This window comes from Pseudomonas sp. NPDC077186, from assembly GCF_044543505.1.
GTDB lineage: Bacteria > Pseudomonadota > Gammaproteobacteria > Pseudomonadales > Pseudomonadaceae > Aquipseudomonas.
The window spans coordinates 1-22,027 of sequence record NZ_JBITWE010000001.1; the positions used below are offsets into that span (position 1 = coordinate 1).

Annotated in this window: 24 protein-coding genes; 3 read left to right on the forward strand and 21 right to left on the reverse strand. The window is 61.1% G+C overall.

Annotation, left to right across the window (positions count from 1 at the left end; all coding sequences use genetic code 11):
• Positions 1-297 (forward strand): conjugal transfer protein TraG N-terminal domain-containing protein (locus ACIGKL_RS00005; protein ID WP_397484776.1); only part of this gene is annotated, 297 nt, incomplete at its 5' end.
• Here the strand turns inward: ACIGKL_RS00005 and ACIGKL_RS00010 are convergent.
• From ACIGKL_RS00010 to ACIGKL_RS00020, 3 genes are read right to left on the reverse strand one after another with little or no spacing between them, the layout of a single operon-like run.
• On the reverse strand, positions 294-647 hold the full coding sequence (locus tag ACIGKL_RS00010) for a DUF3742 family protein (protein ID WP_121369485.1): 354 nt from the start codon (positions 645-647) through the stop codon (positions 294-296). The genes ACIGKL_RS00005 and ACIGKL_RS00010 overlap by 4 nt on opposite strands.
• Positions 648-676: 29 nt before the next feature.
• The gene (locus ACIGKL_RS00015; RefSeq protein ID WP_121369483.1) at positions 677-1,135 is read right to left on the reverse strand and encodes a type II toxin-antitoxin system YhaV family toxin; all 459 of its coding nucleotides are present in this window, start codon (positions 1,133-1,135) and stop codon (positions 677-679) included.
• Positions 1,135-1,452, reverse strand: coding sequence for a type II toxin-antitoxin system PrlF family antitoxin (locus ACIGKL_RS00020; RefSeq protein ID WP_121369489.1), 318 nt, complete (start codon positions 1,450-1,452; stop codon positions 1,135-1,137). Before ACIGKL_RS00020 ends, ACIGKL_RS00015 begins: the two co-directional genes overlap by 1 nt.
• Before the next feature lie 309 nt (positions 1,453-1,761).
• Between ACIGKL_RS00020 and mobH the strand changes: the two genes are divergently transcribed.
• Positions 1,762-3,588 (forward strand): MobH family relaxase, encoded by a 1,827-nt coding sequence (gene mobH, locus ACIGKL_RS00025; protein WP_195883280.1) that lies wholly within the window; start codon positions 1,762-1,764, stop codon positions 3,586-3,588.
• Positions 3,589-4,006: 418 nt separating this feature from the next.
• On the opposite strand, the gene ACIGKL_RS00030 is transcribed toward mobH, so the two are convergent.
• The 3 genes from ACIGKL_RS00030 to ACIGKL_RS00040 all read right to left on the reverse strand — a co-directional run bounded on the left by ACIGKL_RS00030 (position 4,007) and on the right by ACIGKL_RS00040 (position 6,204).
• The gene (locus ACIGKL_RS00030; RefSeq protein WP_195881811.1) at positions 4,007-4,387 is read right to left on the reverse strand and encodes a VOC family protein; all 381 of its coding nucleotides are present in this window, start codon (positions 4,385-4,387) and stop codon (positions 4,007-4,009) included.
• 88 nt (positions 4,388-4,475) lie between these two features.
• A complete protein-coding gene (locus tag ACIGKL_RS00035; protein ID WP_230089895.1) occupies positions 4,476-5,234 on the reverse strand; it encodes a hypothetical protein in 759 nt (252 codons plus the stop codon).
• A gap of 130 nt (positions 5,235-5,364) precedes the next feature.
• On the reverse strand, positions 5,365-6,204 hold the full coding sequence (locus ACIGKL_RS00040) for an oxidoreductase (protein ID WP_003244818.1): 840 nt from the start codon (positions 6,202-6,204) through the stop codon (positions 5,365-5,367).
• 169 nt (positions 6,205-6,373) lie between these two features.
• Between ACIGKL_RS00040 and ACIGKL_RS00045 the strand changes: the two genes are divergently transcribed.
• A complete protein-coding gene (locus ACIGKL_RS00045; protein WP_003244817.1) occupies positions 6,374-7,393 on the forward strand; it encodes an amidohydrolase family protein in 1,020 nt (339 codons plus the stop codon).
• 72 nt (positions 7,394-7,465) lie between these two features.
• Here ACIGKL_RS00045 and ACIGKL_RS00050 read toward each other — a convergent pair whose 3' ends face one another.
• The 15 genes from ACIGKL_RS00050 to ACIGKL_RS00120 all read right to left on the reverse strand — a co-directional run bounded on the left by ACIGKL_RS00050 (position 7,466) and on the right by ACIGKL_RS00120 (position 21,947).
• The gene (locus tag ACIGKL_RS00050) at positions 7,466-7,702 is read right to left on the reverse strand and encodes an EamA family transporter (protein ID WP_254348485.1); all 237 of its coding nucleotides are present in this window, start codon (positions 7,700-7,702) and stop codon (positions 7,466-7,468) included.
• Between the two features lie 441 nt (positions 7,703-8,143).
• Positions 8,144-8,311 (reverse strand): EamA family transporter, encoded by a 168-nt coding sequence (locus ACIGKL_RS00055; protein WP_268251344.1) that lies wholly within the window; start codon positions 8,309-8,311, stop codon positions 8,144-8,146.
• A gap of 44 nt (positions 8,312-8,355) precedes the next feature.
• Positions 8,356-9,213, reverse strand: a complete 858-nt coding sequence (locus ACIGKL_RS00060) for a cache domain-containing protein (protein WP_003244814.1) — start codon at positions 9,211-9,213, stop codon at positions 8,356-8,358.
• A gap of 40 nt (positions 9,214-9,253) precedes the next feature.
• On the reverse strand, positions 9,254-10,378 hold the full coding sequence (locus tag ACIGKL_RS00065; protein WP_195881809.1) for an acyl-CoA dehydrogenase family protein: 1,125 nt from the start codon (positions 10,376-10,378) through the stop codon (positions 9,254-9,256).
• Positions 10,379-10,405: 27 nt separating this feature from the next.
• Positions 10,406-11,206 carry a crotonase/enoyl-CoA hydratase family protein gene (locus ACIGKL_RS00070; protein ID WP_003244809.1) on the reverse strand — a complete coding sequence of 267 codons (801 nt, stop codon included), beginning with the start codon at positions 11,204-11,206 and terminating at the stop codon, positions 10,406-10,408.
• Positions 11,203-12,273: an acyl-CoA dehydrogenase family protein gene (locus ACIGKL_RS00075; protein ID WP_195881808.1), complete on the reverse strand. Its 1,071-nt coding sequence runs from the start codon at positions 12,271-12,273 to the stop codon at positions 11,203-11,205. Before ACIGKL_RS00075 ends, ACIGKL_RS00070 begins: the two co-directional genes overlap by 4 nt.
• Before the next feature lie 2 nt (positions 12,274-12,275).
• Entirely contained in the window at positions 12,276-13,424 is a 1,149-nt protein-coding gene (locus tag ACIGKL_RS00080; protein WP_036987203.1) for an acyl-CoA dehydrogenase family protein, read from the reverse strand.
• Positions 13,425-13,504: 80 nt separating this feature from the next.
• Positions 13,505-14,812, reverse strand: coding sequence for an amidohydrolase family protein (locus ACIGKL_RS00085; RefSeq protein ID WP_195881807.1), 1,308 nt, complete (start codon positions 14,810-14,812; stop codon positions 13,505-13,507).
• A 194-nt stretch (positions 14,813-15,006) separates the two neighbouring features.
• On the reverse strand, positions 15,007-16,281 hold the full coding sequence (locus ACIGKL_RS00090; protein WP_195881806.1) for a cytochrome P450: 1,275 nt from the start codon (positions 16,279-16,281) through the stop codon (positions 15,007-15,009).
• 162 nt (positions 16,282-16,443) lie between these two features.
• On the reverse strand, positions 16,444-16,932 hold the full coding sequence (locus ACIGKL_RS00095; RefSeq protein WP_003244799.1) for a carboxymuconolactone decarboxylase family protein: 489 nt from the start codon (positions 16,930-16,932) through the stop codon (positions 16,444-16,446).
• Between the two features lie 17 nt (positions 16,933-16,949).
• Positions 16,950-18,125, reverse strand: coding sequence for a thiolase family protein (locus tag ACIGKL_RS00100; protein ID WP_195881805.1), 1,176 nt, complete (start codon positions 18,123-18,125; stop codon positions 16,950-16,952).
• Positions 18,122-19,027, reverse strand: a complete 906-nt coding sequence (locus ACIGKL_RS00105) for a 3-hydroxyacyl-CoA dehydrogenase (RefSeq protein ID WP_003244796.1) — start codon at positions 19,025-19,027, stop codon at positions 18,122-18,124. Before ACIGKL_RS00105 ends, ACIGKL_RS00100 begins: the two co-directional genes overlap by 4 nt.
• Before the next feature lie 14 nt (positions 19,028-19,041).
• Positions 19,042-19,896, reverse strand: coding sequence for a fumarylacetoacetate hydrolase family protein (locus tag ACIGKL_RS00110; protein WP_034030965.1), 855 nt, complete (start codon positions 19,894-19,896; stop codon positions 19,042-19,044).
• A complete protein-coding gene (locus ACIGKL_RS00115; RefSeq protein WP_003244792.1) occupies positions 19,896-20,972 on the reverse strand; it encodes an amidohydrolase family protein in 1,077 nt (358 codons plus the stop codon). Before ACIGKL_RS00115 ends, ACIGKL_RS00110 begins: the two co-directional genes overlap by 1 nt.
• Before the next feature lie 324 nt (positions 20,973-21,296).
• Positions 21,297-21,947: a TetR/AcrR family transcriptional regulator gene (locus tag ACIGKL_RS00120; RefSeq protein ID WP_003244790.1), complete on the reverse strand. Its 651-nt coding sequence runs from the start codon at positions 21,945-21,947 to the stop codon at positions 21,297-21,299.
• Between the last annotated feature and the right edge of the window lie 80 nt (positions 21,948-22,027).

Genomic DNA, 22,027 nt, shown 5'->3' on the forward strand with positions numbered 1-22,027 from the left:
TTCTGGTTCCAGCTCGCGCGTTGGATCGACTCGACGATCCTGGATGCACTCTATGGATGGGGCTGGGGATCGAATCGCCCGCATGCGAACTTCGACCCGCTGATCGGGCTCAACAACACCTTCGGGGACATGATCGTCAATTTTGTGATGGCGACGATGTTTGTCGTGCTGCCAGGATTCTGGATTGCGGCGCTGGGCTGGGCTGGCGTGCGAGCAGGTAATCTCGCTCAACTGATGGTTAATGCATCAGATGGAGCGAAATCAGGCGGAGGCAAAGCGGCTAACAAGGTCGTTTAGTCATCGTCAGGGTTGCCTGGGTCAATGCGCGTATCACCTCGATAGAGGCCATACCCAGACAATCCCATACGCCATTCCAGTTCTTCCTCGTCAGAGAGTTTACGACCGGCACGAGAAGCCGCAACCAGCGCGGATACAAGCAACAGAGCCAGCCAGAACATGGCGTACAGCAACACGCCCAGTACGGCCAGCTTCACTCCCCACAGCAGCGCCGTCGCCGCACCTGCGGACAGACCTCGCGCCACCAGCCAGCCGGCGACCAGATGTTCACGATAAGCAAAGCCCCGCCACATCCGGCCAATCCGGCGGCCGAAGCGTTCTGCGTTGCTGATGCGAGCTTTCGTGTTCATCGTCGTCACCTGCTACATGTGTTGGCTGGCTACTCCGGTTTGCTCCAATCCTGATGGATTGCAGTCACCAATGCGTTCCAATCGTCGGGCGGATTGCCTCGCCCCAGCATCTTCTCGAACACCGCATAGGGATCTGATTTGCTGCCTGCCGAGCGCAGGGTCTGCTCGTCGTTGACCCAGGCGAACACAATCACCTTCGTCCTGGAGTCATAGCGAAAGAACAGACGGAATCGCCGCCCGATCTTCGCCCGTCGCCAGTGGCGGTAAGCCGGCCCCAAGGTATTGCCCTGGCGGAACTCGTCGCGCGCGGGATCGCTCGGTACGACGTCCATGATCAACTGGCTCAGTGCCCGGAACAACTTCACGTTGGCATTGGCTTCGAACCCTTGCGGGTCGCTCCGCTCGGCTCGTTCCGCGGCCGCCTGCAGCTTGCGCAACTGCTCGATCACGCCCTCGTGAAACAGCAACGTCCAGCCATGCCGCTGCATCACAGTGCCACGTCGCCTTCGATGTCCTCATCGAGATTCACCGCCCGGCCCGCGTTCGCCAGCATAGCCCGCGCAAGATCCTCAGGCAGCGCCTGGACATGCCGGCCGGCCCGGATGTCCGCTTCCAGCAGCCCCAGGAAGGCTCCGATCGCCGGATCCTCATGCTCAGCGTCCGCACGGGACACGATGACTTCGCCTCCACGCAGATCAAAGGCCACCTTTGCGCCGGTGTCCACGCCCAGCACCTGGCGGATGGGCTTGGGCAGCGTAAGCTGGCCCTTGGAGGTCAGCGTGGCAACTTCATGGATCTCAGGCATCGTAGCTCTCCCGGTAGCAATGCCTACAATGTAAGGATTTTTCCTTACCTCGTCAATCTGGCTGAGCATGGCACCTCCTTCGCTCGAAAAGAAAAGCGCCATCCTAGATTCGCCACAGGTTGCCTGCCCGCCTCAATCCGCCTTGAGCCAAACCGCGTTGGTAGTGGTTCGCCAGGAGCCGCGGCCCTATACCCAAAGGCTTCCGTAAAGGCCAAAGGGTTGGAAAGGGGCAAGGGAATGGGGCCAAGGGGAAAGGCCCTACCCGAAAAGGTCAAAAGGCCCCTGAGCAACCCGTCATCGGGGTTCGCCATGCTCTCGCTGTTCCAGCACAAAAGGGGTTCACCGACCGCCGGCGCGCAGCCGACTCCAGCCATCGAAGCCGCCACGGGCCTGACGCAGCCACAGTCGGCGTCCTCGCTGCTGGCCACATCCCGCCGGCAACGCCTACTGGAACACATCTGGCAGCGCACCTCGCTGTCACGCCAGCAGTTCACCACGCTGTACCTCGCACCGCTGGAACGCTACGCCGAGCTGGTCCAACTTTTCCCCGCCTCCGAGAGCCACCACCACGCCTACCCAGGCGGCATGCTGGACCACGGTCTGGAAATCGTCGCCTACGCGCTCAAGCTGCGGCAGTCGTATCTGCTGCCCACCGGCACCACCCCCGAGGATCAGGTCATACAGGCTGAAGCATGGACCGCCGCTATCGCCTACGCCGCGCTGTTGCATGACATCGGCAAGGTCGCCGTCGATCTGCACGTCGAATATAACGACGGCAGCATCTGGCACCCCTGGCACGGCCCGCTGACCCAGCCCTACCGATTCCGCTATCGTCCGGAGCGCGAGTATCGCCTGCACAGCGCAGCAACCGGCCTGCTCTACCGGCAGGTGCTCGATGAGGGCATTCTCGACTGGCTAAGCCAATATCCCCTGCTCTGGCCTGCCCTGCTGTACGTCCTGGCTGGCCAGTACGAACACGCCGGCGTCCTCGGCGAGCTGGTGATTCAGGCCGACCGCGCCTCGGTTGCCCAGGCCCTGGGCGGTGATCCCGCACGCGCCATGGCAGCGCCGAAGCATGCCCTGCAGCGCAAACTACTCGAGGGCCTGCGCTACCTTTTGAAAGAAGAATTGAAGCTCAACCAACCTGGGGCTTCGGACGGCTGGCTGACCGAGGATACGCTGTGGCTGGTCAGCAAAACGGTCTCGGACAAGCTGCGCGCCCACCTGCTGGCGCAGGGAATCGACGGCATCCCCGCCAACAACACCGCCGTGTTCAATGTGCTGCAGGATCACGGCATGCTCCAACCTACGCCGGATGGCAAGGCAGTCTGGCGAGCCACCGTCACGAGCGACACCGGCTGGTCGCACAAATTCACGTTGCTGCAACTGGCCCCAGCCCTGATCTGGGAAGGAGGCGATCGGCCAGAGCCGTTCACTGGCACCGTCGCAATAGAGGTGGAGCCAAGCGACGCACCCGCGGAACCATCCACCGATAGTGGTGTTAGCTCACCGGCGGCGAGCGCTACACCTGCACTGCCTGCTGCGCCAGCTGCCGACGGCATCGACGACTTGCTGGCATTACTCGGCCCCGTTGATACCGAGGTGACCAATCAGAAGCCGGCGGTTGAGCCGTCACCAGCAATCTTTCTCGGTGAGTCGTCCGCGCATTCTGATGGGCACGATTCAACACCACTGCCCGCGTCCGCGCATCCACCCAGCTCGAACCACAGAAGCTCGCAGGAGCTGCCTTCCGGAGAACACTTCATGGCCTGGCTGCAGCAGCGCATCCAGAACCACAAGCTCATCATCAATGACGCCAAGGCCCTGATACATACCGTGGCTGACACTGTCTTTATGGTCAGCCCAGGTGTGTTCCAGCGCTACGCACAAGAGCACCCGCAGACTACCGTGCTCGCCAAGCAGGATCAGCTCGCCGATTGGCAGTGGGTGCAAAAACACTTTGAAAAATTGCAACTGCACCGCAAGCAAGACAACGGTCTAAACATCTGGACGTGTGAGGTAACAGGGCCACGCAAATCGCGGCGGCTACATGGCTATCTACTGAAGGAGCCATGGCACTTGTTCGGGGATGTACCGTCCAACAACCCGTACTTACAGCTTCGCGTTGATGGATGATTGCATTTCTATTGGCCACATTAGAGTTCGGCCTTTGAATAAGTGGCATATATCGACACTAGCCGATCCGCACCGACTCGATCCGGATTTCGACGGAACCTTGAGTATGCGAGCCGCCACCGAAACCGCGACGAAGCGTTGTCACTCGCAGTGGAAGTCATTACCCACTACTTCAGTACCCTGCCAAAGCAGATGGCCGGAACCGAACGTATTGTCACCATGCGGCGGCGGCTAGCCGAGCTGTATGTGCAGCATTATCCGCTGCGAATAATCCCGGCGCCTATTCCACTGTCATTGATTCAGGAGCATATGGTGCGCTTGGTACGCGAAGAGATCATTAAGACTGTTGGCGTTGAAGCCCGGCGCGAAGCCCCCCCCCGCCCCCTTTACTACTCCTCCACACCCACCCCGTGCAGATTTACAAGCCTAATTCGACACCCATGCAGCTGGCGACGATCTTGTGCCCTTCGAGATCGCGTACATACGCCGCATAGACATTGGGCCCATAACGGAATCCAGGGGCACCGGCATCGGTTCCTCCAGCCAGCAGGGCCAGCCTATGGAACTCATTCACCGCTGCACGGCTAGGTGCCACAAAACCGATAGTCACGCCATTACCGACTGTAGCGGCCTTGCCATCGACAGGCGTCAACACGACGAGATGAGCCCCAGCGCCACTCCAGACCGAGGCATTGTCCTTATTGGCTAGATTGCCGTATCCCAGCGCGGGCAATACTGCATTGTAGAAAGCACGTGCCTTTTCCAGGTCATTGGTACCCAGGGTGACATGAGTGAACATGGCTCTTCGACTCCCCTGGTGGTGTTGCAATGTTGTTTCCGGCGGCCAACCAGTACCGCTAATGGTATCTGCATGCGAATGACAAGCCTCACTCCTGCGAACTACCGCCCGTGGTGTGCGCCTCGAGATCTAGGGTGCGCATGGCTTTCGCCAGATAGAGCGCTACCGCATTCGGAGCCCAATTACCGGAAGGATCGAGTAGGTGCGGGCGTACGAAGCGATAGTTTCTGAGTGGGACCTTCAGCGTCTCGGTACCATTTCGCTCGGCCAACTCGGCAAAGCTCCGCTCTATGTCGGTATCCAGCGCGATGAGCACCCGCTCGTCAAGAATCCAGATATCACCGCCGAAATTAGGGAAGGATGCCATCTGGTAGGACAGCAGCATCCGCCCAATATCGTGGCTGAGCCCATGCAGCATGCTCTGCCTCTGCGCTACCTCGGGCGCCACGTCATAGCGGTCACTCAGCAATTTCACCAGACGGAAATGGGCCTCGATGACACCAGGCAACCAGCGCGTGTAGGCGGGCCACACCGAGCGTAAATCGGCTGTGCTCTGCGGCAGTTGCTCAAGTTGGGCAACTGCATCGCCTAGCAGGCGGACCTGTTCGGCGAGCGCGGCGTCGCCAGCTTGCGCGGACAACTCGCGCAGCCGATTCAGGTTGTAGGCGAAGGCCTCTAGATTCTCGGCTTCATAGGGAATGCCGTTGAGGTTGTAGTAGAGCAGCGCACTGACCGTCGTCATTGTCGCCAGCGTACGCGTTTCCTGGAGTTCCTGCCGGCTCAGCGCAGCCAACGCTTCACCCCTGGCACAAGCCAGTAGCGTCAGGATCAACAGGTAGTCCAGCAAGCGGCTTTTCTTATTTTTTTGGTGTGCCAAAACACTCTCCTCCTACAGGCTCTGTCCGTACTCGCCCCATGACCGACAACTCAAGCCCTCACACGGGTATGACGGCAAGGCGGCCAAATTGCCCTGGACGTCAACCGGAGTCTCCATCGGTCAATACCGAATGATCGCGCCACTGCTCGATCTCCCGACTTATGGCCGCTAACTTGCCGGTCGCCACCTGCAGGGCGTCAGAGCCGGCCAGATAGCGCAGCGGCGGCTTTTCTTTAGCGGCCAAACGCACCAGCATCGCGCCCAGCCTGGCGGGATCACCTAGCTGCTTGTGGTTATTAGCTTCCGAGGAGGCTTTGATCTTCTTGCTGAACTCCGCGTAATCCTCCAGCCCCCTGCCGCCCACGGCGGCCGAACTGGCGTCGAGGAAATCGGTGCGGAACGCCCCCGGCTCGACGATGGTGACGTGAATGCCGAACTGCGCCACCTCCTGCGCGAGCGACTCTGAGAAGCCTTCCACGGCGAACTTCGCCGAGCAGTACAACGCGGCGCCGCCCATGCCGGCCACACCAGCGATCGACGAGACATTGAAGATATGCCCGGCCCGCTGCCGGCGCATCACCGGCAGTACCGCGCGGCACACATGGAACAGGCCGAATACGTTGGTTGCGAACTGCCGCTCGGCCGCCTCAGCATCGTTCTCCTCGAAGGGTCCCAGTTGTCCATAGCCCGCGTTGTTCACGACAACGTCGATGTGCCCGAAACGCTGCACCGCAGCCTCAACCGCCGCGACCGCTTGGCTTTCCTCGGTGACGTCCAGTTGCAGCGACAGCACGCGATCGCCATACGGTACGAACAACCGCTCGAGGCGGGGCAGGTCACGTCCTGTCGCGACAACGCTGTCGCCGGCCACCAACGCTGCTTTGACGATTTCCGCACCGATGCCACGGGAAGCCCCCGTAACGAACCATGTCTTGCTCATTGCTGTTCTCCGGGTTCGATGGATCGCGAAATGCGCCGCCATCCACTCCTAGGCTGATGGATACGCACAAATTATATGAACAAATTATTAGTTTATGTTCAAATAATATTCGAAACCCTGGCAAAGAAATCGATGCCAGCGTCCTGCAAGACATCCCGAGGAGTACGCCGTGCTGATCGATATCCATGCCCATCTCGTGACGAAGGGAATGCTGAACCGCCATGAGTTCTGGGGCCCATTCATGAAGACCAGCGGTTTCACCGTCGGCCACTTCTCCCTAGGCACCAAGCAACCGTCCAAGGCACAGAGCGACACAGAGGCCGAGGTCAATCTACTGGCCCGTATGACCCACGAGAGCCGTCGCCGGCTGATGGCCGAGCGTGGTGTGGACAAGCTGGTCGTTTCCGCGCCCTCGCACGCCTTCATGTACTGGGCCGGAGAGTTCGGAACCGAGTACGCGCGCATCTGCAACGATGAGATGTCCGCCTATTGCCGCCAGGATTCGCAGCACTTCGACTTCTGGTGCCATGCCAACCTGGCTGAGCCGGAAGCGGCGGCGAGGGAAATCGAACGCGCCGTCAAGCACTTGGGTGCCAAGGGCGTCTGCGTCGGCGGCACCAATTTCAATGGCATCGAGACACACGACGAACGCCTGTTCCCAGTCTGGGAGAAAATCGAGCATTTGGACGTGCCAATCATGGTGCACGGCTTCAACCAGTCCATTTACTGGGGCGAAAAGCATACCGACGACAAATTCGAGACCACCTCGATTATCGGCGACTGCGTCGATGAGACGCTGTTCTTCTGGTACCTGATCTGCGGTGGCGCACTGGACACTTTCCCCAGACTCAAGGCATACATCACCCATGCCGGCGGCATGGCAGTATTCCAGCTCGGCCGCCTGAGCGAATTGAACCAGGCCATGGCACCGGATGCGCGCAACCGCAAGCCGCTGATGGACTACATGGACAACTTCTACTTCGACCTTGACGTGCACGCGCCTGGCCTGCGCCGTGGCGTGGTGGAAGTGGTCGGAGTGGATCGACTGCTCTACGGCACCAACTTCGGCGGTGCCTATGCCCATGGCGACCTCACCGAGAACCTGGGCCTGAGCGAAGAAGATCGGGAGAAGATCCGCAGTGGCAACGCGATCCGGCTGCTCAAACTGGACGCCTCCGCCGCTCTCTGATCAGCGGAGTATGGGCTCAGGTATCGGATCGCCTGAGCCCATCGGTAGCCTGCGCGGCATCGGCGCCAGGCCCTATACCACGGCGATGTCGAACAGGACTAGGCCACCACCCATGGCATGATAGCCGTGCAGTCCCTCTCCCAGCAGCACCGCCAGCAAACCGGTAAAGAGCGGCGTGAGATTCATGAATACGGCGATCCTCTCGGCTCCAACCATCCCCAGCGCATGGTTCCAGAGCCCAGGCGCCTGTGCCGAGGCAAACAGGCAAACATAGACCACTAGCGGCAGGTTCTGCGCCGTCAGTTGCACCGAAGGTGCTCAACAGGAACGCCGGCAGCAGCACCACCAACCCGCAGAACACCTGCACGTAGAGCGATTCCCAGATCCCCACCGGCAGTTGCCAGCGCTTGAGCAGCAGGCATTAGACCGCGTAAGACAACCACGCCATGAGTATGAGGGATTTACCCAGGCCCCATCCCTTCACGCCACAACCGGCTTGGCCGCCCAGCGCTGATCAGCAGGGCTAGGCCGAAGAACGAGAGCAGGCAGCCCAACCAGACGGAGCGGCTCGGCCGTACACCCATCAACGGCAACGCCAGCCGGGTCTCAGCAGCGGCATGGTGCCGAGGATCAGCCCCATTGACGTGGCGGAGACCGTATGCGCGGCAAAATACGCCAGCGACTGGTACAGCGCCATGCCCAATACACCAAGGACACACAGCTGCCAGAAATGCCGACGGATCAGACACCTCAGTTTCCAGACTTTGGGCAGCACAACCAGGGGCTGAGCACGAACAAGGCCAGCAACCAGCGGTAGAAAGAAATGGCGGCGGGCTCGATGGCACCAACAGCCAAGCGATCGACCACGGTGCTACCCGCCCAGATCAACGCGGACAGCATGGGGAGTAGATAGATCAAGGGGCCACTGCCGCTGGGGAGGTATCGACGCCCCGCGGCAATGTTCAGGACCCAGGACGCTGGTAGTGACCGACCGCCACCGCATAACCGCCGACCTTACGGATCATCGTATGTTTTTGCTCAACCCGGCTGTTGGCCGGATTGCGCCACTGATAGTGAACCTCTCCTTCGCCCCTATTCTCCAATACCTCCAGCATCTGCATACCGATTGGCTGTTTGTCGACCGCAAGCAGTGAACGGAAGTCCGTGCCCACCAGGCGTAGGTTGTAACCATGGGCGACGAACTTCTCGCTGCTCAGGTCAACGACGAAGACATACAGGTCGTCCCGCACGAACTCGGGACTCAGACCATTGATACGCCCGATAGCCTCCGCAGGAGCAGCAGCAACAGCAGCAGTGGCATGCTCCAGCAGGGCCATGGCTTCGATCTTGCTTGAGCGCGGCATGTAGTAGCCAACAGCGAAGATTCGCTCACCGACACGCTGGAAGAACACTCGTTTACGTTGTGTCTTGCCGTCGGCCCAGTTTATCCAGCGATATTCGGCGCTATGGATTTCACCCGTTTCCGGCAATGACAAGGCCTCCTTGAAGGATCTGTTCAGCTCATCGCCAAGGACGTTACTGACATCGCGCCCAACCAGATTGGCCGAAGGGCCACCGCTGGCTAGCATGACGCCGCTGGTATCCACTACATAGACGTAGAGTTCGCCATCAATGAATACCCCCTGGCGACTGAAGGCTGCAAAAGCGCTTTCACCGTTTGCTTTGTAGTAAGTCACGGCCTTGCCCAACAGCCGGGAGGCACGCTCGGTTTCCTGTTCGTACTCGACTCCTGTCTGAGCGAAAACACCCAGGGAAAACAGGGTACATAGTGCCAACAGAAAGCCTCTAAAATTACACATACCCTGCCTCCAGATATCCGCGACCTACGACCGACAACGCTCACAGGTTGCGGCTAATGATTTCCTTCATGATCTCCGAAGTCCCGCCATAGATGCGGGCAACTCGCGCGTCCACCCAGGCACGGCTGATCTTGTACTCGCTCATGAAACCGTAGCCGCCATGCAACTGGAGGAACTCGTCGAGCAGCTTGCCCTGCATCTCTGAACCGAGCAGCTTGGCCATGGCAGCAACGTCCGCCGGCAATTCGCCGCGCATCACCTTGACCAGGCAATCGTCGACGAACACGCGCAGCATGGTCGCCTGTGCCTTGGCCTCGGCAAGCTTGAAGCGGGTGTTCTGGAAATCCAGAACTGGTTTGCCGAACACCTTGCGCTCGCGAGTGTACTCAATGGTTTCTTCGAGCAGAGTATGGATCGACTGCGCCGCACGGATGGCGATGATCAGGCGCTCCCAGGCCAACTGGTGGGTCAGGTACTTGAAGCCCTGCCCCTCCTCGCCCAGTCGGTTGCTGGCCGGCACCCGAACCTCGTCGAAGAACAGCTCTGCGGTGTCCTGCCCCTTGAGGCCGATCTTCTCCAGCAGCCGCCCCTTCGAGAAACCTTTTCGCTCCTCTTCGATGCAGATCAGCGTCAGTTCCTTGGCCGCCGGGTCGAGCTTGGTGGCGGTGACCATCAGCCCGGCGTTGCCGCCATTGGTGATAAAGGTCTTCTGCCCGGAAACGATGTAGTCATCGCCATCGCGGCGCGCCATGGTGCGCATCGAACGCAGGTCACTGCCGATACCCGGCTCGCTCATGGCAATCACACCGATCAGCTCGCCACTAACCATGCGTGGCAGCCACCTCTGCTTCTGCTCCTCGGAGCCATAGGCGACTATGTAGGGCGCAACGATCTCCGAGTGAGTGGTGAAACCCACAGCGGTGGCGTTGGCCCGCGCCAGCTCCTCGATCATTACCGCGGAGTGGCCGAAATCGCCTCCGGAACCACCATATTCCTCCGGCACCGTGGAGCATAGCAGGCCGAGCTCGCCAGCCTTCAGCCAGACTTCCTTGGGCACGATGCCGTTCTTTTCCCATTCATGCAGGTGGGGCACGACCTCACGGTCGACAAAACGTCGCGCTAGCTCGCGGAACATGTTGTGGTCTTCACGGAAAACGCTACGCATTGCAGTCACTCCAATTCAGTCGGTTTCTCAACGATCCAGATAGTCCGGCTTGCGCTTGTCCATGAAAGCGGCAACCGCTTCCTGATGGTCTTCCGTGTGATGGGCCAGGGACTGGTATGCCGCGGACAGTTCCAGCAGAGAATCGAGGCGCATGTGCTGACCCTCACGCAGCAGACGTTTGCATAGACGCAGGGCATGGCCCGGGTTGCTGGCGATACGCTGCGCCAGGGCTTGCGCTTCGGCCTGCAGGGTTTCATGGGTGCAAACCTGCTCCACCAGCCCCCACTCGAGTGCCTTGGCGGCGTTGATGGTGTCACCGGTGAAAGCCATCAGGCTGGCCTTGGGGATGCCGATGATGCGCGGCAGCAGCCAGGCGCCGCCATCGCCGGGAACTATGCCCAGGCGCACGAAGCTTTCGGCGAACAGCGCCGAACTGGACGCCAGGCGGATGTCGCACATACATGCTAGGTCCAAACCGGCGCCGATCGCCGGACCGTTGATCGCTGCGATCACCGGGATGTCCAGCTCATACAACGCCAGCGGGATACGCTGGATGCCGTCGCGGTAGGTATTGCGCAGCTCATAGGGCGAACCGGCGAAGATACCCTCGCGACTACGCATGTCCTTGACGTTGCCACCGGCGCAAAAAGCGCTGCCGTTGCCGGTCAGCACCATGACCCGTGCCGAGCGATCACGACGCAGCTCAGCGCAAAGGTCGACGAACTCCTGGATTTGCTCCGGAGAGGTCAGCGCATTCCGAGTTTCCGGATGGTTCATGCGCACAGTGACGATGCCGCCATCCCGCTCGATCTGCAGAAATGGATTCATGGCGTAGGTCCCTCAAGTCCTGGTAGAGATTGTTGCGCATGCTCGGTGAGCAACGACCAGTAGTCTTCGCCACCACTGGCGCAAACCAGTTGACCAATGCGTTGGCTCCACAGGCTGGTCGAGCCGAACTCACTGCGCCAGGCCCACAGACGCCGCGACAGCAGGTGCAGTGAGTATTCCTGAGTGAAGCCTATGGCGCCGTGAACCGAATGGGCTATGCCGGCAGCACTACTAGCCGCCTCGGCGGTGCTGACCTTAGCGACGGCGATCGTGAGAGCGGCAAGGGCTGTGTCCGACTCAACGAAAGCCGCTTCCGCTGCGATGCCGGCAGCGGCCACCTGCTCGGCGAACACGGCAAGCTGCTGCTGGATGGCCTGAAAAGCACCGATCGGACGACCGAACTGGGAGCGTTCGCCGGCGTACTTGGAGGTCATATCCAGCAGTGCCTGCGCAGCGCCGGCGATCTGCGCGGATCGCAGTAACGCCCCCCCCAGCAGTAGGACGTCAGCCGAGACGCCAGGCGGCAAGGGCGCGCTGGCGAGTACCGCGGCCGCACTGAAGCGCAGGCCATCGCGCGGCTCGCCGGCCACGTTCAGTCCGTGGCTCTGTTCGGCCGCCTCGGCACGAGCAAGCAGTACCACGCTGGGTGTGCCGGCGGCGTCGGCGATGGCCACCACGGCCTCGGCATGCCGGCCCCAGGGCACATCATGAACGGTGCCGTCCACCTTACCATCGCGCAAACCAAGCTGGGCATCTGCGGCAAAGCTTAGGACGCCGCCCTGCCCTTCGAGTCCGGCCTGACCAAGCAGCCAATTGGCCAGCAGCGCCTCGCCCAAGGGGATTGGTGCGGCAAAACGCCCGGCGGCGCGGACCAGTACATGGAGGTCAGCCCAACCCGCCTCTGCACCCCCCAGGTGCTCCGGCACGCCGGCCAGGGTAAACCCGGACTCCTCCACTGCGGTCCAGAGCTCGGCTGGCCACACACCACCTTCGCAGCCAAGCACGTATTCCGGCGTGGCCAAGTCGCCGAGTAGGCGCTCTATGGTCGATTCGAATAGTTCTCGCATGATTATCGCAACCCCAGACCGCGCGCGATGATGCCACGCAGGATTTCGCGGGTACCTCCGCGCAGTGAGAAGGACGGCGCCATCTGCATCAGATAGGCCAAGACCCGGGCATGCTCGCTGCCGCCGATCAGTCGCGGCTCGGTCTCCACCAGCAACTGGGCGACTTCGGGAATCTCCTGCTCGAACAGGTTGCCCAAGTCCTTGACGCAGGAAGCGGCCCAGGTCGGGTGCTCGCCGGCGGCCAACTGCGCGGTGACCGCCAGCGACATGTTGCGCAGGGTCACCAGCTTCGCCGTGAGGCGACCAATTTCGCGACGCTGCAGGGCATCCGGCGCACTACCCAAGGCGTCGATCAGCGTCTTCAACAGCGCCATGCTGCTCAGGAAACGCTCCGGACCGCTACGTTCGAAGGCCAGCTCGGCGATCACCTGCTCCCAACCCTTACCCTCAACCCCGATCAGCGAATCGGCAGAGAGCTGGACGTTGTCGAAGAACACCTCGTTGAAATGCTCGCCGCCGGCCAGGTCGCGGATTGGCCGGATGCTGATCCCCGGCAGGCTAAGATCGACGATGAACTGCGACATGCCCTCATGGCGTGCCGCCTGCTTCTCGCCAGTACGCACCAGGGCGATCATGAAATGCGAGTGCTGGGCGTTGGTGGTCCACACTTTCTGCCCGTTGAGCAACCAACCGGCCTCGTTGCGCCGAGCCGAGGTCTTGATCGAGGCCAGGTCTGAACCGGAGTTCGGCTCGCTCATACCGATGCAGAAGTAGCTTTCGCCACGGCAGATCGGCGGCAGGTAACGGTCTTTCTGCGCTTCACTGCCGAAACGATTGATCAGCGGCCCGCTCTGCCGATCGGCGATCCAGTGCGCCGACACGGGCGCGCCCGCGGCCAGCAGCTCCTCGATGATCACGTAGCGCGAGAAGGGCCCAGCCTCGCTACCGCCATACTGCTTCGGCAATGCCATTCCGACCCAGCCCCGACTACCTAGCTTGCGGCTGAAATCCGCGTCGAAGCCCATCCAGGACTGCGCCCTGGAGGTTCCCGGGTACTCGGCGAGGTTGTCCTTGAGGAATTCCCGCACCTCGCGGCGAAGCGACTCCGCCTCGGGGGGAATCCTGCTGTAGGTAAATTGAGCAATAGACATACGTACTCTCGAAAACTGGCAGGCGATCCGAACCTGTACGCCCCCCCCCGTCATAGCAGGAGAGGGCACCTCAGGAACCCTCAGAGAGCGGTGCCGGCATCCGCCTTGGCAAACATCGCATTGATGTCGCCGGAGGTCACCGGCTTGCCGTCGTCACGCCCATGGTCGGCGCCGCCGAGGCCGAGAGCCGGCTCGGTCTTCACATGGGCGGCCTTCGCACGCAGGGCGCCGACCGTGCAGTTCTCCCGGCCAAGGATGGCGAACGGGTCGTAGGAGAACTCACGCATGGCGTTGAGGTGGGTGACCTTGTCTATGGTCTCCTTGGGCAGGTGCTGCAGGCCAACCCAGGCGCTTTCCGGCGAATGCGGCCAGGTGCAGTCGGAGTGCGGGTAGTCGCTTTCCCAGGTGACCATATCTTCATTCATGAACTTCAGGTTCTGCAGACCGAAGTTGTCCTCGATAAAACAGGTGATGAAGTGCTTGTGGAAGATGTCGCTGGGCAGCTTGCCGCCGAAGTTCGAGTTAGTCCACGCGTTGTGATGGCGATGGGTGAAGTCGGCGCGCTCCAGCAGGTAGGGAATCCAGCCGATGCTGCCTTCGGAAAGAGCCATGCGCAGGTTGGGGAACTTCTTCCACATCGGCGCCCAGATCCAGTCGGCCGCCGAGTTGGCGATGGAGATCGGCATGGAGGTGATCCAGGCATCGATCGGCGACAGGTCGGAGGCGTGATTGGCCTTGACCCCGGTGCCGATATGGCAGCAGATCACCACGTTGTTGTCGGCGCAAGCCTTCCACAGCGGGTCCCAGTAGTCACTGTGGATCGACGGGAAGCCGTGCATCGCCGGGTTGTCGGACAGCGACACGGCATGCACACCCTGCTTGGCCAGGCGCTCGACCTCGGCGGCCGCGGCCTGCATGTCCCACCAGGGCACCAGCATCAGGGGAATGAAACGGCCCGGCGCGGCATTGCACCAGTCGTGCAGGTGCCAGTCGTTGTAGGCCTGGATCGCCGCCAGGGAGACATCACGGTCGGCATGCACCTGGAAGCGCTGGCCGGCAAATCCGGGAAAAGTCGGAAAGCACAACGAGCCAAGCACGCCGTTGGCATTCATGTCGTCGACACGGTCGCTGATGCTCCAAGTGCCACGGCGCATCTGCTCATAGCCCAGCGGCTCCATGCCGTATTCCTCCTTGGGCCGGCCGACCACCGAGTTGAGGCCCATATAACCGGTGGCCTGCTCCTCGAACACCCACACATCACGCTCGCCGCGCTTGACGACATGGGGCTCGCGACCCTTGAAGCGGGCAGGCATGTGGCGAGCAAAGGCATTTGGCGGCTCGATTGCGTGATCATCGACGCTGACGAGAATCAGATCTTCAACCTTCATTGTTGTTTTCCCCTTCGCTTAATGGGTTCTTGAAGTGCTTTTGATCATAGAGCACGCCAGAGAAAAACTAAACACTTTTTTTAAATATGTTCAACTTAGTGGCATTCCCGAACCCTGCCTCCTAGGCCGCCAGGTACGCCGCAGCAGCGGCGCCAACGGGACGGCATTACCGCCCCTTACCCCAGCGATACCACTCAATCCCAGATCACATGTACGTGATGAGGACCACGCAGCTGCGCGCCGATGATCTCCGGAGCCGGCTTGTTGGGGTCCAGGCGGATGTTCGGCATCAGGTCGAGGATGGCGTTGAGCGCGCAATTGATTTCCGTCTTGGCGACGAACTGGCCGATGCACATGTGCGGACCGAAACCGAAGCCGAACGACGGCTTGGCGCGGCGGTCGATGTCGAAGGTGTCGGCATTCTCGAAGGCGTCCTCGTCGCGATTGGCCGAGGTGACGATGCACGAGACCATAGCCCCCTTGGGAATGGCCACGCCGCGAATTTCCACGTCCTTGGCCGCCTGGCGTACCTTGAAGGTGGCTACAGGCTCATAGCGCACCGCCTCGTCGATGGCCTTTCCAACCAGACTACGATCCTCACGGATGCGCGCCAGCAGCTCAGGTCTCTCCAACAGCAGTGTCATCAACGTGCCGAAGGTACGCGTAGTCGTCTCGCTGGCCGCCGGCAGCAGCGAACGGACGAAGGTGGTGATCTCGTGATCGTCCAGCGAACGGCCTTCGTACTCGGCCCTGATCAGCCGGCAGATTAGGTCGTCGCCTGTGGCACCCTCGGCGCGACGCTGCGCCACCACAACCTTGACCACGTCGTAGAGCGCCTGCGCGGCCTCCATCGCCGCGCCGCGCGCGGCCGCAGCCTTCTCGGGGTCGACCTGCGGTCCAGCCAGGATGGCCAGCGCCCAGGCGGCGTACTGCTCGATTTCCTCGGGGCGGTCCTCGGGGAAGCCGATCAGCGAGTAGATCACACGAATAGGGAAGTACAGGGCGAACTCCATTATATCCGCCCCCTTGCTGGCCACCATGGGCCGCAGGTACTCCTCGCGGATGACCCGATCAATCTTGGTTTCTTTCCAACGATTGACCGTCTCAGGCATGAACACTGGCTGCAGCAGGCTGCGGATGTTCTTGTGCGCCTCGCCGTCCATCGCGGTAAGGATCAGGCCATCGAAGAACGAGCCAAGCCCTTCGGCTATGAAGCCGCTGGTGAAGTTGGTCGCATCGCGCATCACCGCCATGACGTCGTCGTACTTGAACAACGTGAAAGTAGGTCGGTTCGGATCAAGCCCGGCAATCGATGGTACGCCCAGGCGTGCCATGAAGTTCTCCGGGAGGACGGGGGATTTTTCGCGCATCTCGCGATACACCGCGTGCAGGTCGACGTCGGCACCACGGTAATTGCTCGCGACGTTGGCGAAGACCTGCTCCAGATTGCTGTGTGCTGGGCCGGACATAGGCGTCTCCTTTCTTATTGTGCATTGTTGGAATACGTGGCCTGGAAGGGCCGCGTATTACCGGCCATCTTAGGCATCCATCGACCACTATTGGACGTTTTTTTACATTTTGACTAACTACTCAAGACATCCCGTGAGATCGAGTGGCTACAAGCAACAAGATCAATAGGCCTGCTGGACATAAGTCATGCGGCCGCCGGCCAGCATCAGGGCGCAGTACATATTGAGTTCGACCACCTGCGCGCAGGTGAAGAACTCCGACAGGCGGGCATAGTGCTCGTCATCGATGGCCATGTAGTCAGCGGCGAACAGTTCTGCGAAACGCAGGGCCGCCTGCTCGGCCGGCGCGAAGCGATCGCTGTCCGTCGCCAGACAGGCAATATCCTCTTCGCTGACCGTGTCGGACTTACGCGCCAGTTGGCAGGCCTGACAGGTGGTGATGCTGGCGATCTTCAGGCGCACCAGTTCGCGTAGCCGCTCATCAAGCAGGCTATCCCGATAGAAACCACTCATTAGCTCCAGCCAGGCCTGCGCCAGAGCCGGGCGGTGCGCCCAGACCTGGACGGGCCTGCTGGAGCTGAGCATGCCGCTTGCCCGCCCCCGAGAAATGGCATCGCGCAGTCCAGCCGGCATTTCCTCCAGCGGCACCATAGGAATCCGCGACATACTCAATCGAGGCGCTCGATGATGGTCGCCGTACCCATACCGCCAGCACAGCAGATTGCCTGCAGTCCATAGCGGGCGCCGCGCCGCTCCAACTCGTTGAGCAGCGTAGTCATCAACCGCGCGCCGCTGGCACCGAGTGGGTGACCCAGGGCGATAGCCCCGCCATTGACGTTGAGCCGCTCGTGCGACACGCCGGTTTCGCACATCCAGGCCAGCGGTACCGAAGCAAAGGCCTCGTTGACCTCGAACAGGTCGATGTCGTCGATACCCAGGCCGGCCTTCTCCAGCACCTTGTAGGTAGCGGCGATCGGCCCGGTGAGCATCAGCGTCGGATCGGAGCCGACGGTGGTGAAGGCACGAATCCGCGCGCGCGCCCTGAGCCCCAGGCGCTCAGCCGTTTCCGCCGACATCAGCAGCAACGCCGCCGCGCCGTCGGAAATCTGTGAGGAGTTACCGGCGGTGATGCGCCCGGTTTCCGGGCGAAAGCTGGTCTTCAGAGTCGACAGCTTTTCCCGCGACGTGTCACGGCGAATGGTCTCGTCGCCACGCAGTGACGTCACAGGTTCGCTCAAGCCGTGCTCACGCAGGGTTTCGACCGGCACCTCGACGATTTCGTTGGCGAAGTGCCCGGCATCCGCCGCCGCCGCCGCGCGGCTATGGCTGGCGAAAGCATAGTCGTCCAACTCGTCACGGCTGAGCGACCACTTATCAGCCATACGCTCGGCGGCCTCGCCCTGACTGGTCAGCTCGTAGCGCTCAGCCGCCATCCAGCCGAAGGCTTCGCCATGGATTTCGCGGTTGCTGCCCATGGGCACCCGGCTCATGCTCTCCGCCCCGCCAGCGACCACGATGTCGGCGCAGCCGGCTGCGATAGCACCGACGGCGAGATGCACCGCCACCTCGCCAGATCCGCATTTGCGGTCGATGGTCAGGCCGGGAATGGTTACCGGCCAACCGGCACCAAGCAGCGCGGTGCGCGCTATATTGGCCGACTGCTCGCCGATCTGGGTAACACAGCCAAAGATCACGTCATCGACCAACGCGGGCGACAGGTCGACGCGCTCCAACAGTTTGCCGATCACCAGCGCCCCCAGGTGATCAGCACGCACACCGGCCAGGCTGCCACGGAAACGACCAATCGGCGTACGCAGCGCATCGACGATCACGATGTCTTTCATAGCGCACTCGCCTTGAGCCCGGAACCCGGAACCCGTTTGCCATCTTCGTAGCGATAGACACCATGTCCGGTCTTGCGACCCAGGCGACCAGCGGCAACCATCTTGATGATCAGCGGGCAGGGACGGAATTTCTCGCCCAGAGTCTGATGCAGGTAGCGCAGCACCGACAAGCGGGTATCCCAGCCAGTGAGATCACCCAGCTCCAGTGGGCCCATGGGATGATTGAAGCCCAGACGCAGGGCGGTATCGATGTCCTCCGCACTGGCCGTACCCTCTTGCAGCATATACATGGCCTCGTTGCCGAGCAGCGCGGACATGCGGCTGGTAGTCAGTCCCGGGGACTCGTTGACCACAATTGAGGTCTTGCCCATGGCGTCGCACAGAGCCCGCGTTCGCACCAGCACTTCGTCGCTGGTCGCCAGACCACGCACCAGCTCCACCAGCTTCATCTTGTGCACCGGATTGAAGAAGTGCATGCCGATCACCCGTTCGGGAGCGGCCAGCGACGCAGCGATCTCAGTCACGCTGAGCGCCGAGGTGTTGGTGGCGATGATTGCGTCGGGCGCCAGCAGGGGCTCGGCTTGGGCGACCACCGCCTTCTTCACTTCCAGCCTCTCGGAGACCGTTTCCACCAACCAGTCGGCGCCTCGCGCAGCCTCACTCAGGTCACCACTGATGGCCAAGCGCGCCAGAGACGCCTCTGCCGACTCGGCGGAAACCTTACCGAGCGCTACGCCGTCGCTGAGAATCTTGCCGATATTGTCCCTGGCACGGGCCAGCGACTCTGCATTGGTGTCCACCAGTACGGTGGGATAGCCGGAACTGGCGAATCCATGCGCAATGCCGGTCCCCATCAGGCCAGCACCTACCACTACGATTTTTTCTTCTTTATCAATGCTCATGTTTCGCTCTCGATTTAGACGCGGGATTTCTCGCTCACCACGTTGCGCAACGTGCCTATGCCTTCAATGGTCGCCTCGACCACATCCCCCGGATTAAGGAACAGTCCCGTCCCCATGCCGACGCCAGCCGGCGATCCGGTGAACAGCACGTCGCCACAGGCGAAACTGGAACGTTGCTGGACGAAGCGGATCAGTTGGCCGACATCCCAGGTCATTTCGGCGGTCGAGCCGTCCTGACGGGTCTCGCCATTTACCTTGAGGGTCAGACGCAGTTTGGGCGAACCGGCGGGGAATTCGTCCTTGGTGACGATCCAGGGCCCCAGGCCAGTAGTACGGTCCTGACTCTTGGCCGCGAACAGGTCCATGCCGATACCGGCCGGGCCGCTACGCTGCAGATCGCGCGCACTGACGTCGTTGCCGACCGTGTAGCCCAGCACGCAGGCCAGCGGGTCTTCCAGATCGATCTCGGCACTGCCGATTACCGCCACCAGCTCGACCTCATGGTCGAGTTCCTCGGTCAAGGGCGGATAGCGGATCGGGTCATGGGCGCCGATCAGAGCGCCGTAGGCCTTCAGGAAGGCTACTGGCTGTGGCGGGCTGGCAAGACCGAAGTCCTCGGCCAGATGCTTGGCGTAGTTGGCCCCAGCCACCACTACCCGGTTAACCGGATCGATCGGTGGAAGCAAGCGCACCTTGGACAACGGCAGTGTCGAACCGGAAAGCCGTAGCGCACTGATTCCAGCCCCACGAGCCACGGCAGGCGCCCAAGAGGAAAACTCGCCGGCGATAGTGTGCACCTCGCCCCGCTCAGGATCGACCACCGCCCAGAACGAGCCAGTCTCGAAGTAAGAGCAGCGTGCCAGCTTCATCAGGCACCTACCTTGCCCAATTTCGCCGGGTCGATGTGCAGCAGCTCGCAAGCATTCTTCCAGCGGATCTTCTGCAGATCTTCGTCCGACAGGCGCAGCCCTTCAGTCAGGTCATGGCGCACGGCATCGCTGCCACCAAAATTGGAACCGTAAAGAATCCGATCCGCACCGATGATGTCGACCAGAGCCTGGCGCATCGGCAGCTCATGCAATTCCACGTCGAAGTAGAAGTTGGACAGATAGTCCAGGAAAGGCTTCTTGTTGTGATAGACGTCGAGGTTCGGGTTGGTCTGCGCCAAGCGTCCCAACTGGTAGGGAGCGAAGCCCCCGCCGTGGGTGATGTAAACCTTCAGGTTCGGGAAGCGATCCAGCACGCCGCCATTGATCAGATACCAGAGGCACTTGGTTTCATCGTAGTTCATGCCGACGATGGCGGTGGTTTCGAAGCGGTCGGTATTGGCTTGCTTGCCCCAGGTCACGGACTGGTTGTAACCATGCACGAAAATCGGCAGGTCAAGATCACACAGCGCCTCCCAGACCGGATACAGCTCGGGGGAATCGAACTCCATTCCGCCGAAGTTGGAACCGCCAGCTACCAGCCCCTTGGCCCCCAGTTCGGTACAGGCACGGCGGATTTCCTTGGCCGCCTCATGCGGTACGTTCAACGGAGCATGAGCCCAGAACATCAGGCGATTGGGCGCAGCCGAGCAGTATCCAGCCAGCACGTCGTTGACCTTGCGGGCGAAGGGCACAGCGAACTCGGCCTCGGCCCAGTACATGTAGCAATGGCTCGGCACCGACAGCACCTGAGCACTCTGGCCAGCAGCATCCATTGCCGCGAGGCGGTGGTTCGGGTCGCGCCACTTAGCCATGTACTCGGCAACATTCAGCGTCTCGCCGCGGGCATGCGCCTCGCGCAGCGCCTTCTTACGCTCCGGAGCCCCAAGGGTCAGGATCCAGTCACCTACACGCAGCTTGATATCACCATCGGGCTGGGACTCGAAAGCAGGCCCCCAATAGGGATGCTGGTTGTAGTAGTCGGGATGAGGCGCATGAGCATGAAGGTCGATGAGCATGGTGCGGTACCTCTGAGATGACATTTTTTGTGGTTGTGTAATGCGGCGCTCGCAGCGCGCCTCTCCAGCCGTATATGCACACATACAGATGTGTATCGGCCTGATTCAAGGCAGAGAATAAGTTTAAAATGATCATAAATCAAAAATCTGTTCAATTTATTTTTTGAGACAGACGAAAAAGCCCATGCCAGGGCCTTGCAGCAGACGTACGCAAGCCCCGACAGGGAAACCAGCCGAGGACGAAGGAAGAGGAAGGGGTGTGACGCGGAGTAGAGAGGAGGAGCGGCCACCCTCACTCGGAGGGCAGCCGGGAGCGCAGGCGGATCAACGACGAGAGCGGGAGGTGGAGCCTATGGTCAGAGCGGCAACGAGCTTTCTAACGCGAACAGGGAGAAGACGGCGACCGCTACCCTCCGGCACAAGGATCTCGCTCAGTACATAGCGAATGACCATTTCGCAAATCAGTTCACGATCGAGCTTAACCCCGAGCCGAGCGTCCCACTCGTCGAAGACAATACCCAGCAGATCCTGAAAGCGCACGATGGAGTCATGGAATATGCGCCGAAAGAAGCTCAGCGCATACTCAGGCGCCACTACCAGCAGACGACGTGCGCGACTCTGCTCGAGATAGTTGTCGAGGTAGGCGATCAGCGCATTTAGTCGCGCGTCAGGATCGGCTATATCCTCCAGGGCCCGGGACAGGGAGCTATGGAAGCTGTCCCGCTTGTGCCGGGAGAAGGTATCCAGGAGGTCTTCCTGGGATGAGAAATAGCGATAGAAGGTGCCCCGCGACACCCCCGCCACTTGGCAAACATCCAGAATCGATATCCTGTCCGCCCCCGAGCGCAGCACCACCTCCTCGGTAGCCGCGAGGATACTGCCAATGGTTTCCTCGGAACGCCGATTGGGCTTCACCTTGACCCCAGCCACCGATGACGCGCGGCCATTTTTCTGAACAGCCTGCTCAACCGCCACAGAGGGCTTCTCTAGAGAGGCATTTTTTCTCCTGACCGGAGCGACAGGCTCTGTTTTACTGGGCTTCGCAGCATTCCTTG